The sequence below is a fragment of the Vibrio qingdaonensis genome (genome assembly GCF_026191675.1).
GTDB classification, from domain to species: domain Bacteria; phylum Pseudomonadota; class Gammaproteobacteria; order Enterobacterales; family Vibrionaceae; genus Vibrio; species Vibrio qingdaonensis.
Window position 1 is genome coordinate 29,844 of sequence record NZ_JAKRRY010000033.1, and the last position, 12,247, is coordinate 42,090.

Consider the following 12,247-nt stretch of genomic DNA (forward strand, 5'->3'; position numbering starts at 1 on the left):
TGAATATTAATAAATTGGCGGACCTATGATTACCAAGGGCAGAAGAAAAGGTTCCTTCTCTCGAGACAAGATTCAGCTGGATTACAATGTGCTCGAAGGAGCGCGCCAAAGAATATTGTACCTTCTCGATAACTTTAGCCACTTTTATGTCTCGTTTTCCGGTGGGAAAGATTCTGGTGTTCTTTTAAATTTAACTATCCAAGAATCAAAAAAACGTGGTCGATTACCTGTTGATGTACTCATTGTCGATTTCGAAGCCCAATACCATGAAACTCATGCTTTTATTGAGCGTATGGTACTTCGTGGTGAAGTAAATCCATACTGGGTTTGTTTACCGCTGAGCTTAAGAAATTCAATTTCACAATTTCAGCCTAAATGGCTTTGTTGGGATCCTGATAAGGAAGCGCAATGGGTCAGAGAGATACCACAACATGAAGGCGTGATTTCCGATCTGGAGTATTTCCCGTTTTTTAAAAAAGGTATGGAGTTTGAGGATTTCGTCTTTAAATTTGCTCGTTGGTACCAACAAAAGAAAGACTCGCCAATTGCTGTGCTCATTGGTATACGAGCGGATGAGTCTTTACATCGTTTTAAAACCATTAAAAATCGTGCCAAAAAGAAATTAGATGATAAATATTGGACGACTCAAATGCAGAGCGATGTCTACATGGCTTACCCTCTTTATGATTGGAGAACTCCAGATATTTGGATCGCTAACTCGCGCTTCAATTGGGATTACAACTGTATTTACGACTTAATGCATAAGGCTGGCGTTCCTCTTTCACAGCAACGGCTTTGCCAACCTTTTGGGGATGAGCAAAGAAAAGGGCTTTGGTTATATCAAATTTTGGAGCCTCATACCTGGCAAAAATTAGTAGCCAGAGTTGAAGGCTGTAACTTTGGCGCTCGGTATTCAAAAAATCAGGGCCGTATCCTTGGTTATTATCGCTTTGAATTACCACCGGGGCTTAGCTACCGGCAATACAGTAAATACCTTCTAAAAACTATGCCGCCACATGTTGAACAACACTATCGTGATCGAATTTTTAAATTCTTACAATGGTGGCGTAAAAACGGTCCTCAAAAAGGAGTGACCTGCATCCCCGATTACGCAGAGAGTAAATTGGAATCTAGGAAGCAAGTTCCTAGTTGGAGAAGAATTTGTAAAGTACTGATTAAAAATGATTATTGGTGCCGAGGACTCTCTTTTGGGTACAACAAGTCCTTAGCAAAGCAATACCATGCCCTCTATGGAGAAGAGAGTAATACTAATGAAAAGTGAGCCTATTCTAGCTTATCAGCATCGTCCCAAGAAGCCTTTGAAATCTATCAATCACTCGAACAAACAAGTAATTGATAAGGTAGCAATTTACAATAAAGCCGCCAAAGTACTCATCGAGCTTATTCCTGATTTACCGCCGGCTTGTCATGTTGAAATGCTTCCACTTGATGAAATAGAAGCTAACCAATACAACCCGAATAAAATGGCGCCTCCAGAAAGTAACCTCCTAAAAACGTCGATGGAGAAAAATGGCGTAACTATGCCTATTTTGGTCAATCGTTTAAAGAATGCAGCGAAAAAATACGTCGTTATCGATGGCTTCCATCGTTATCAATTACTGTTAAATAACCCAGAGTTACAAGCCTTAAAAGGTTATATCCCCGCAGTGGTACTTAATTTACCTGAAGAAAAGTGTATGTCGGCATCTGTTCGTCATAACCTTGCGCGAGGCTCCCATCAAGTAGAGCTCACTGCAGACCTTATCATTCAGCTTAAAGAAATGGGTTGGACGAATAACAAAATTTGTTACGAACTTGGGATGGACCAAGACGAGGTTTTACGATTGCAGCAGGTCACAGGCCTGGCTGCAGCCTTTAAAGATCAGGATTTTTCCCGCTCATGGGAATAATCCTTTAGTAAGATGAAAACCAAGACGAACTTTATTCTGTTTAAGTCAGATTATGTGCCTAATTTAGTATGTAATTATTATTTTTTTCTAAGATTTAAGCGCTAGAGTTCAGATTCTAGCGCTTTTTAATAGTCATCCTTCAGAAGAATTAGATAGAACGGATGGGGTGATGTTCATACATAAAAGCAATGTCGGACTAATGAAAGGTAACCACTTATGGATAGTACAAAACAGGTTATGGACAGTGCAAAACCAGCAATAACAACCAAGCCGCCTTCACTTATTGGAGGTGCTTGCATCGTCGCATGTATTTGCGTTGGTGCTGGTATGCTTGGGCTCCCAGCCGCTGGGGCTGGAGTCTGGACCATCGGGGCTTTAATGGCTTTGGTTTTCACCATGATTATCATGACAACCAGTGGTTGTTTATTGCTCGAAGTTTTAAAAGATTACCCTTACCGGTCATCTTTCTCTTCCATAACGAAAGATTTGTTAGGTAAAGAGGTTAATTTCTTTAATAACCTAATGATTTACTTTGTTGGGGGGATCTTGCTGTATGCCTATATCACCTCTTCAGGACTAATTTTGAATGAATATTTTGGTATTGCCCCCCAACTAGCCTCCATCCTTTTCGTTTTTATCTTTTCCGGGCTAGTTTGGCATTCAACAAAAATGGTCGACCGTATTTCGATTGTGCTAATGCTTTTTATGATCATTAGCTTTAGCTTTGGCACCGTAGGCCTTTGGTTTAATGTTAATCTCAGTACTTTGCTTGATACTGCTCATCTGAAATTTGAGTATGCGCAATACGTTTGGGTCTTTTTCCCCATTGCCTTGACTGCGTTTGGGTACCACCATAGCGTCTCAACATTACGAGATTACTACCGTGAGGAAAGGCTCGCACAAAAAGCCATCATAGGTGGAACGATCATCGCTCTTTTTACTTACACCGTTTGGTTAATGAGTATTTATGGGAACTTACCAAGAGTAAGTTTCGGACCTATCATTGCCGAAGGTGGCAATATAGATACTTTACTCATTAGCCTAAAAGCAGTATTAGCAGAAGAGACGTTATCAAATGTCATTAGCGCTTTTTCCGCGGCCGCTATTTTGTCGAGTTTTATAGGAGTTGGCTTGGGGGTATTCGATTTTTTAGCCGATTTATTCCAATTTGATGCCACTTCGAAAGGCAGAACCAAAACTTGGGCGGTCACATTTATTCCGCCGTTGATTTTCTCTCTTCTCTTTCCTTTCGGCTTTCTTGCTGCAATTGGTTATGCTGCATCGGCCGCTGCAATTTGGGCATGTATAGTACCGGCCTTGTTAGCAAGGAAATCGAGGCTGCAAGTAACCTCTCACAATTTTGAGGATAATGAAGAAGGTCATAAAAAATCAAAGCCTTACCAAGTACCGGGAGGAGAGTTGGTGTTGGTTGGTGTATTTATTTACGGTGTGGTCATCATTGTGATCAATATATTAGTTATGTTCGAAGCACTGCCCGTTTTTGAGGGAGTTTAACCTTAATTACTTAAGTGGCACACCGTGCCACTTAACTACCCGCATTAAAACTGGTTTTGTTGCGTCATTTATTGAAACTAAATTCAGAACCTCGATCTGCTCATCTACATTCACACTCTCTCGTAGCCTTATTCCTAAAATTCTTAAAAAAACAACTGATTGGGTTCAATATAACTAATCACTCATTAACCGTGGTTCTCTGACCTTTTAGATTGATGAAGATGCAGTATGGCTGGGCGCAAAGCAAGTTGTAACATATATCGAACTATTTCTAGGTCATCTGTGCGACCTGCGCCATGATGTATTCCGCTCCTTAGTGTCTATTCAAAGTCACGGTTTCAATGAACTTGTTACGTAATAAGATTGTCGTAAGGGTAGTTCATCGTTTTTCATCAGCTATTGTACTCAGTTGCGTATTCAATAAGTACCTTTTCAATTACATAGGCTTGAAAGGCGATTAACGTCGTACTCACAATCAGTGACTAAAACATGCCGAAAATTGCCGACCATTCTGAAATGTTTTCACCAGAACTAACTTCACTAACAATCGAAGCAGTTAAGATCGGGTCAAAGCTAGGGATATTCTTAATCGCCTTGTCACTCGGACTCTGTTGGCTCAGGTGTAGTGATGCACTGAATTTTGCCGCTAATGTTGATAAAGTCACAGTATAAGGTTTGCAGTAAGTTTCTCATTACGTGGGATAACTCAGTTAAATCAACCACCACGAAGGTTTATCTATTTGGGCTTGTTTTATATACAAGGAGCCATTAATTACTTAAGTGAGCTATTGTTTCTTCAAAGAAAGGTATATACATGCGAATACAATAGTGATGCTGCCTAATGCCGTCATCCAGTCTGGAATCTCATGCCAAAAAATAACCCCCCAAAGTAAGTTGAAGACCAGACCGATATAGCGGGTGACTGCAACCACTCCAGCATTTTCATGACTGAATGCTTTTGTTAAAAAAACTTGCCCAATCAGTGATACAACACCAATGGCAATCAGATAAATCCAGGCAAGGCCCTGTGGTATCACAAACTCATCTTTCATTAAGTAACCTGATACCAGCATAGCAGTGAAAAGAAAGTAGAAAACAATCTCGTAAATATGGTGGGTCTTGCTTAGGTGGCGAATAGTAATAGAGGCTGCCGCTGCGAAAAAAGCACTTGCTATCCCTGCTAGTGCGTAGAGATTAAACGTGTCAAAGTTAAAAGGATCAACAATTAAAGCGACTCCGACTAAAACGAGAGGCAAAAGGAGCGCCGCTTTTCTAGGCAGCTTTTCGCCTAGAATCAGGCTGGAAAGCAATATAACGAAGAACGGGGACAGGTAAGCCAAAATGATGGCATCCGTTAGAGGCATGTGGGCAATGGTGTATACAAAAGCCAGCAGATAAAACGCCCCAAACAGACCTCGGAGCAGAAGCAATGGAATACCCGTGGTAGAAAACCTGATATTTGTTTGCCACATTAACCACGAAATCAGAACCGTTCCTATGGCGCTTCGAAAGAAGACAATTTCAGAGCTAGGAATCGTTAAGCTGGCCGCTTTAATAAGTGCGTTCATAACACTAAAAATAAAAGCAGAAAATATAGCTAACGTTACACCGTTACTCATGAGTCTCTCTCTAAAGCTCGTTTGCTCGGCGTACCCACTTGAGGTATTTTTGCGCTTGAGTGTGACATTCTTCAATCAAGAGGTTAGGGAGTTGAGACTCTCTTAACCAAGATTCGAACATGGCTAATACACGGTTGATGCTCGGTAATGCAATCCCATGTTCTATACCCAATACTTGAAGCCAGTAAAGAGTCTGTATATCTTCTCTGGGTATTCGAGGTAAATACAATTCGCCTTCCTCTACCTTGCCTTTGGTGTAGGGCACGGCAGAGAAGTCGAAGTAGCATCCATTGGTATCCGGTTTAGAAAAAGGATCTATCAGAATCGCACTATATCGTACGTAAACTAAATATTCCTGCTCTATTGGTGTGAGCGACATGAATTTTTTAATTTGACTACGATGGATGGTTTCTGGATGCACAGGGTAGTTGTCATCATTGAGAAATTGTAACAAATTAAATGGTGTTCCGTTAAAGTGCAGCAGCAATCTTGATATATCGCGCCATAGTTCAACCAAAGTGTGAATGGTTTCGGTTGTGATCGGCCCCTCAGGGAAAAGTTTGTACATGTACTTAACTTCTCTCGTCTCACTTAAGATATGATTGAGCGAGAATGGTGTAATGAAAAATGCGGGGTGAACGAAAGAGGTAATGTTTCGTCCCTCGACGCTAAATCCATTTTCCAACTCGACAACTGCGACACTGACATCTGCTAAAGTTTGAGCCAACAGATTCAGGACTGCACATTCAGCTTGACTGGAGTATGCATAAATACGTTTTTTTACTGCTTTTGTAATGACACGAATCCCAGCTTGTCCAGTTATGAATTTAGTGGCTGCAAAGTAATTGGAAAACACTAGCACATTAGGGGCTAAACTCAGCTCTGCAAAAAAACCTTTTACAAGCTGGTGCCCTCCAAATAAGGATGAAATGAGAACCACTATTTTTATAGTGCTTAAACAAGATTTGGGTAAAGCTACCAGAACATCTGCATAAGCATGAGATGGTGTGACTATAACTAATGTATCCCATTCTCCACCTACTGCTCGTAAATCTTCAAAAATAGCATCAAATATCACTTGTCCAGCCAGTGGCTCCAAAGAGGGTTTTGCAGCAATAACATGTGCAATACTTTCGTTGTGTAAACTTTCGAACATGGCTTTCCAGCGCTCGGATGAGCGGTTTACTAACCCTAATTGTTCGCACTGGTTTTTAATGATTTTTGCTGTCTGAAATGCGGCTGGACCTGTGCCTACGATTAATACTTTTCCTAATGAAGCCGTCATTCTGCTCGCTCCATCAAAACGGTATCATATATAGCTGTATCGTTTGGGATCAGTTTTGTTCCCCATCCTTCAATGAGGTTAGGGTTAAAAGGGTAATTGAATGCGGATTTCAAACCGTTGCCAAACCGGACTAAGATACGGTGAGAGCGGTTAAGGTGGGGTTGAAGTTGCTTAAGTAGTTCCCATTTGTGTTCTACTAAAGATGCGATTACGACATGGGTTGGTCGAAAAGAGACGAACTCAGTAATTAGATCTTTGCAGCTAAAAGTGGTCGACAAGTGAGATAAGTCTAGTTGATTCGCCATCGTCACTGCTTGCTCATCAATATCGAGGCCATGAACTACAGCACCGGTAAACTGAGATATAGTGAATGCAGAAATCGGATACGAACCAGAGCCGATAAACAGCACTCGTGAGTTGTTTCCAATCCCTGCGTTCTTTAGTTCAATTTTGGTGTTTTCAGACAGTTGGTATAAATATTCACTGAGATTGAGCTGATGCTCTCTGGCACATTGGGATTGATGCTTCTCCAACATACACAAGGCTTTTATGGTAGTTTCACGAAGTTGTTTAATTCGACGGTCATGCTCAGGGGTAACCTCCAACTCTTTGCTAATGGCCTGAGGTTTTTCTTGCAAAATCCAAGAAGATAATTCATCCAGTTTCTCCTGCAAAAGGGCAAAACACTCACAATTTTCAAGACTGTAGTGCGTCAGAGCTTGGATCTGAGATTCAAATGTAGATATAGCGAGTAATAATTGATAATGCCTGTTAGTCATTGTCATAATAAATTCCAATTACGCTTTTAATCAGTGTCAAGGATCCGAATTGGGGTGACGTGAGTATGCCCATGTACGCAACAACCTACGTTCACCTGAACCTGATATATCTGGCTGAGCCTTTCAGAATCGAGCACGTCTTGTGGTTTACCACTGTGTTGTACGACGCCATCACTAAGCAAAAGAAGGTGGTCGCAGTACCGAGCTGCAAGAGAGAGATCATGCAGTACTGCAATGGTGATGATACCTCTTGCTCGTGTATATTGACGAACAAGGTCTAAAATTTGAACTTGATGCCTAAGATCTAGGGCACTTGTTGGTTCATCTAAAAGCAAGACGTCGGGCTCAGCAACCAGCGCTTGTGCCAAGGAAACTAGCTGTTGCTGACCGCCACTGAGCTGAGAAAACTGTCTTGGAGCGAGATTTATCAGACCTAAATAGATAAGGATGGATTCTGCTTTTTGTTCTTGTTCAAATGTGACATTCCAGCCCAGCTGATGCACAAAGCCAAGCAACACAAACTCAAAAACAGTTAATTGACAGGATGATTTGTTGAGCTGACACAGGTACGAGAAGGCGCTAGGTGCTAACTTTTTTCCGTCCCCTCCACTGGAATTAACCTTCCCATCAGAAGGAATAATGCCCATGACGGCCTTGAGTAAGGTCGTCTTTCCTGCACCATTTGGGCCTAAAATAGCAGAAAATTCTCCGCCCCAAAAGTGCGCTTCTACCTTCTCCAAAACGAGTTTTCTTCCTACGGTGACGGCGAGATTATCTATTGAAAGTGACTTCATTAGATAAACCTCCTGCTTATTAGAAAATAAAGAAGTATCGGGACACCTATCAAGGATGTGACGATACCAATTGGAATGATAGTGCCTGGTACGATCAACTTAGCAACAAGGGACGAGGTACATAAAAGCAACGCGCCCATCAATGCGGCCAAAGGTAAGTAGAAACGCTGATCTTCGCCGACTAATATTCTTGCGAGGTGAGGGGCTACTAAGCCAATGAAACCAATGGTTCCGACAAACGACACTGCGCCCGCAGTTAATAAGGAGCAAAGCAGAAACATCTGTAGCCTTAACTTGCTTGCCTTAATCCCCAAAGCCAGTGCGCGATCTTCGCCCGAAGTGAGGGCGGTAAGTGCCCACACTTTCGACAGCGCAAAGAATAAACTGAACATGAAAACGACTCCTGAAACAAAGAAGGACAACCAACTCGCTTTCAACAAACTGCCAAATAACCAAAAAACAATTTGTTGTAGCACCTCTGGTGACGCTAAATATTGGGTTAATGACTGGAGAGCTTGGAAAAAGAACAGAACGACAATACCCGATAAAATGAGTACTTTGGTGTCCATATTTCGACTCTTACCAATAAGGTAGATCGCTAGGCTCGCTAATCCAGACGTCAAAAACGCGGCAAACGGCACGCCTAACCAATGCAAACCAAACACTGAAAAACCGGTTAATAAAGCCATGGCAGCACCGAATCCAGCAGCGGCGGAGATGCCAAGGGTATAGGGGCTTGCTAGGGGGTTGGCTAGCAGGGTTTGCATCAGGCCGCCAGCGAGGCCGAGTGAGGCACCAACCATGATACAGGTGAGAGTGATGGGGAGCCGAAGTTGCCAGACGATGAGTGTTGATAAGTTGTCACCAGAGGGGCCACCAAGGAGAGCTTCAAGAACTTGCTCAACACCGAGCCACGATGATCCAGTACCAATATCAAACAAAGCGGAAAGGCTCATCGCCAGAAAGGTGACCAGCAAAATCTTACTCCGCTGCTTCTGCATTCGTTGATAAATACCGCCGCTGGAATTAAGGTTAGACGTCATTTTAATGCTTTTATTCATGGTTTACTTCCACCTGAATCATGAAAGTGCCTTTGAGCGCTTGCGGCATGTAGTTCTTAAAAAAATTTTGGTGTAATGTCTTAGGTTCAATGTCTTTAAATGCTTCTGGGTAAATCGACTTCGCTAGGTATAATAAGAAGACGTGATCGTAAATAGTACGAGTTCCTGAGTGGTACATACCGTAAACGTCACCATTTTGAACCGCAGTGAGTTGTTTCCATCCAGGACGGTTTAGGTATGGGCGGTATCTAGCCTGCACTTCTTCCATTGTGCTGTCGAAGCCAAGCAGTGCGCTGTCGCTATGCTTAGCCCAGTGGGCTCCGGATATAAAGATTACCTCTGGATCTTGACTCAAAACATATTCGGGCGTTAGCTGAGCAGAACCTTCAAACATCCCACTGGCGATATTATCGGCACCCGCCATGTTCAAAAGGTTGCCCCACATTGTCGTTGAGTAAGATTTACCGTATTCACTCGGCCCACCTGTACCCGCTTCAACATACACACTGCGTACTTTTTTGTTTTCCAGATGTTTCATAACACGTTGTTTTACCAGGTTAATGGCGCTTTCGTATTCTGTTGCAATAGTCTCTGCGCGCTCTTCTGCGCCCATTACTTGACCTATAATACGTGCACTAGCAACGTGGTTTTCAAGCGTTTGAGCGTTGAAGTCCACAACTACAACTTTGATGCCACTCTTTTCAAGGATTTCAACTTTTTCATCAAGAGCCTCATATTGCCATGCCGCAATAAGCGCAACATCTGGCTTAGTTAATAAGAGCTTCTCGAAATCAAAAGTACCAGTGTAAAGAGAGCCTGAATCGATAATCGTTTCTAACTCTGGAATGATTTTTTTATATGTTGCCCATTGAGATTGACGGTAATCTTTCCAAGAATTTTTTGGGAAAATAGCCACTTTTTTGTACGCATCTGGTCCCACGATGGCCAGATAGTCTTCAAAATAAAACCCTAGGAAAATATTGCTTGCTGGTTTTTCCAAATCTATCTCCCTTCCGAGTACGTCCTTGACGTGAATCGAAGCAAAAGCCTTGGTAATACAGCTCAAAGCCAAAATTGCAATGCTGAGGTATTTCAAGTTCAAGTGATAACTACAACTACATTTCATTGATATTATCTCTAATTAATAAAACACAACTCACATTAATTGTTATGTTATAACGTTTTAAATTAATTATTGATAATTAATTCCAAGGAAGTCGGAGAGGCAAAGCTTGAGGTGAATGGCCATTTTATTTTAAGAGAGTAGGACTGTGCCTTAGTATATAGGTGTCATTAACTATAAAATTATTTTGAAAAATTTTTTACCTTGTTGTTAGAGAGTGATAAAGGGTTGTACGATTTACTTAATTACCTTAAATAAATCGTACACTAGAGCCAGTGATTATATGTTGTACTCTTTAGCATAATTATAAATGACGAGAGATTATGGAACCGTCTGAGAGGCTGCGGTAAAAGCGACTTGTTTTTCAGAAGATGTTAAGATTAATTCTAGTTCATCTTTTTTAGTTAAACATATTTGACTAGATTGATTATTGACATTTACATTGACAATCTCAAATTCATGCCAGAAAGAGAAATAACCACCTATTATTATTGTAATTAAGATCGTTGAATAAATACTCCAAAATGCGTATTTAGGGTAGTGATTTAATTTTATCTGTTTAGGTAAGTCTAGCGAAGCTTCAGATTCAGGGATATTAAGTTTGTAACCTTTTCTTGGAATATTAACGATTTTGATATTATCAAGTTTTAAGACTTTTCTTAGATTAGTAATCGCAACTGGTAAAGAGTTGGAACCAATGATATCCGGGCTCCCCCAAGCGGAAATGACCAACTCTTCTTTGGTAGAGATGAGCTTATCATTCTTAATGAGAGTCTCAAGTATACAACTCTCAGGTGCTGTGATAGAAAATGATTTTTTATTACTAAGAATTAATTCTGCGCCTGATTCATTACGTTGTAATAAACAGTTTCCAATAGAGGCGTTTAAGTTTTCAAGTTTTGGTCGTAGCATAACTTTACCATCTAATATGACATCATCAGTGAAATTCGAAGTTAGTTCCCCCCGTCTTTTGATGATGATTTCAAGTTATCAACAAGGAGATGAATGTAGATTATAATTTATTTGGCATAAATGTAGGCTAAATAACCATAGATTATAATGCTAAATACTTACACTCCAATTAGTTATTAGAGGTTTCTGAGTTGTTTTTTATTGATGGATCAAGGATATACCAAGACATTCTCGGGGAGATAAAGAAGTAAAAAGGGCTAAGTTTCATCATTTTAATCTCCTTTCTTCGTGTGACAATAATATTTAAATTAATACATATATAGGTACTAATCAAGAGACATTATTCTATTTTTTATAAAAAATAAATATAGAGTAATTGCTTGGTTTCGGCACGATTTAATGAGTTTTTATACAAATCAGTGAAGAGAGAGCCGGACACAGGTGAAGTTCTACGATTACATCAGGGTCACTGAAACTTCTAAAGGTTTTTTATCAAGCGTGGAAGTCGCTCATTTTGATGAAAATGGCAGCTCGATACTTGGCAAGATGTGAATAATTTATTATTTAATTAGTTTTTGTGACGATAATCAAGTAAAAGGTTCCGATACGCAGTGAATGTAGTTGTTTAACTCCTCACCTGACAACTACATTCGTATATTGGAGAAAATTTAGCTTGAGGTTACATTTGCTTGCAGAATTCCTGAACTATTCTTGAACAGACCATTGAGGTATCTTTGACCTTTATAATTGAAGGCAACTACAACCCCATTATAATTAGTACCATTTTTAGCTAAATCAGTACAACCTGTTGCTTCAGCATTAACAACGTTATAGTAAAAATTAGATTTCGTTGCAGTGCCGCTGATTGTACATTCTCCATTGATGATAAAATACCCGTCTTCTTGTAGAAGCCAAGTTGAACCATCATCAGAATTTGTATGCGTTCTAGAAAATGAACGAATATATTTAGCTCATACTAATGGGACTGTTATTCATCCTAGCATCAAACCTACGAGAGTAGGTTGTTTATAATTGATTACTATAACAGTACTTTCTCTCTGCAGAAGCTATGAGGAAGTGCTGTTTTCTTGGAAATCTTTACATTCTAAATCTTTTTTGCTGATTTCCCATGTTTTATAGGTTGGGTTATCGCTTACTACCTCGCTCCCTTCCGGTAAGAATTGCAGCCGCTTGACCAATAATGCGCCTTCAAATCGAAGAAATAGTCCGTCTCACCGAATACCACTCA

General features: G+C 40.6%; 10 protein-coding genes and 1 pseudogene. 3 read left to right on the top strand and 8 right to left on the bottom strand.

Annotation, left to right across the window (positions count from 1 at the left end):
• Nucleotides 1-25: 25 nt before the first annotated feature.
• The 3 genes from MD535_RS19670 (at nucleotide 26) to MD535_RS19680 (ending at nucleotide 3,425) form a co-directional block, all read left to right on the top strand.
• On the top strand, nucleotides 26-1,282 hold the full coding sequence (locus MD535_RS19670) for a phosphoadenosine phosphosulfate reductase (protein WP_171388193.1): 1,257 nt from the start codon (nucleotides 26-28) through the stop codon (nucleotides 1,280-1,282).
• A complete protein-coding gene (locus MD535_RS19675; RefSeq protein WP_171388194.1) occupies nucleotides 1,272-1,910 on the top strand; it encodes an IbrB-like domain-containing protein in 639 nt (212 codons plus the stop codon). The genes MD535_RS19670 and MD535_RS19675 overlap by 11 nt, the downstream gene beginning before the upstream one ends.
• A 216-nt stretch (nucleotides 1,911-2,126) precedes the next feature.
• Nucleotides 2,127-3,425 (top strand): aromatic amino acid transporter, encoded by a 1,299-nt coding sequence (locus MD535_RS19680; protein ID WP_237300755.1) that lies wholly within the window; start codon nucleotides 2,127-2,129, stop codon nucleotides 3,423-3,425.
• Nucleotides 3,426-3,915: 490 nt separating this feature from the next.
• On the opposite strand, the pseudogene MD535_RS19685 reads toward MD535_RS19680, so the two are convergent.
• The 8 genes and pseudogenes from MD535_RS19685 to MD535_RS19720 all read right to left on the bottom strand — a co-directional run.
• Nucleotides 3,916-4,133: pseudogene (locus MD535_RS19685) on the bottom strand (IS110 family transposase); the annotation flags it as partial.
• A gap of 77 nt (nucleotides 4,134-4,210) precedes the next feature.
• On the bottom strand, nucleotides 4,211-5,044 hold the full coding sequence (locus tag MD535_RS19690; RefSeq protein ID WP_237300754.1) for a DMT family transporter: 834 nt from the start codon (nucleotides 5,042-5,044) through the stop codon (nucleotides 4,211-4,213).
• 10 nt (nucleotides 5,045-5,054) lie between these two features.
• The gene (locus MD535_RS19695; RefSeq protein ID WP_237300753.1) at nucleotides 5,055-6,329 is read right to left on the bottom strand and encodes an opine metallophore biosynthesis dehydrogenase; all 1,275 of its coding nucleotides are present in this window, start codon (nucleotides 6,327-6,329) and stop codon (nucleotides 5,055-5,057) included.
• Complete coding sequence (locus MD535_RS19700) at nucleotides 6,326-7,114, bottom strand: nicotianamine synthase family protein (protein WP_237300752.1); 789 nt, start codon at nucleotides 7,112-7,114, stop codon at nucleotides 6,326-6,328. Before MD535_RS19700 ends, MD535_RS19695 begins: the two co-directional genes overlap by 4 nt.
• Before the next feature lie 20 nt (nucleotides 7,115-7,134).
• Nucleotides 7,135-7,902: an ABC transporter ATP-binding protein gene (locus MD535_RS19705; RefSeq protein ID WP_237300751.1), complete on the bottom strand. Its 768-nt coding sequence runs from the start codon at nucleotides 7,900-7,902 to the stop codon at nucleotides 7,135-7,137.
• Nucleotides 7,902-8,963 carry a FecCD family ABC transporter permease gene (locus MD535_RS19710; RefSeq protein ID WP_237300750.1) on the bottom strand — a complete coding sequence of 354 codons (1,062 nt, stop codon included), beginning with the start codon at nucleotides 8,961-8,963 and terminating at the stop codon, nucleotides 7,902-7,904. Before MD535_RS19710 ends, MD535_RS19705 begins: the two co-directional genes overlap by 1 nt.
• On the bottom strand, nucleotides 8,956-10,089 hold the full coding sequence (locus tag MD535_RS19715; RefSeq protein ID WP_390902965.1) for an ABC transporter substrate-binding protein: 1,134 nt from the start codon (nucleotides 10,087-10,089) through the stop codon (nucleotides 8,956-8,958). The genes MD535_RS19710 and MD535_RS19715 overlap by 8 nt, the downstream gene beginning before the upstream one ends.
• 318 nt (nucleotides 10,090-10,407) lie before the next feature.
• Complete coding sequence (locus MD535_RS19720; RefSeq protein WP_237300748.1) at nucleotides 10,408-10,998, bottom strand: winged helix-turn-helix domain-containing protein; 591 nt, start codon at nucleotides 10,996-10,998, stop codon at nucleotides 10,408-10,410.
• Between the last annotated feature and the right edge of the window lie 1,249 nt (nucleotides 10,999-12,247).

Bases quoted from the DNA above. Each gene is read 5' to 3' on its own strand.
- MD535_RS19710 (WP_237300750.1), bottom strand. From the start codon at position 8,963: ATGAATAAAAGCATTAAAATGACGTCTAACCTTAATTCCAGCGGCGGT.
- MD535_RS19700 (WP_237300752.1), bottom strand. From the start codon at position 7,114: ATGACAATGACTAACAGGCATTATCAATTATTACTCGCTATATCTACA.
- MD535_RS19720 (WP_237300748.1), bottom strand. From the start codon at position 10,998: ATGCTACGACCAAAACTTGAAAACTTAAACGCCTCTATTGGAAACTGT.
- MD535_RS19675 (WP_171388194.1), top strand. From the start codon at position 1,272: ATGAAAAGTGAGCCTATTCTAGCTTATCAGCATCGTCCCAAGAAGCCT.
- MD535_RS19680 (WP_237300755.1), top strand. From the start codon at position 2,127: ATGGATAGTACAAAACAGGTTATGGACAGTGCAAAACCAGCAATAACA.
- MD535_RS19715 (WP_390902965.1), bottom strand. From the start codon at position 10,089: ATGAAATGTAGTTGTAGTTATCACTTGAACTTGAAATACCTCAGCATT.
- MD535_RS19695 (WP_237300753.1), bottom strand. From the start codon at position 6,329: ATGACGGCTTCATTAGGAAAAGTATTAATCGTAGGCACAGGTCCAGCC.
- MD535_RS19670 (WP_171388193.1), top strand. From the start codon at position 26: ATGATTACCAAGGGCAGAAGAAAAGGTTCCTTCTCTCGAGACAAGATT.
- MD535_RS19690 (WP_237300754.1), bottom strand. From the start codon at position 5,044: ATGAGTAACGGTGTAACGTTAGCTATATTTTCTGCTTTTATTTTTAGT.
- MD535_RS19705 (WP_237300751.1), bottom strand. From the start codon at position 7,902: ATGAAGTCACTTTCAATAGATAATCTCGCCGTCACCGTAGGAAGAAAA.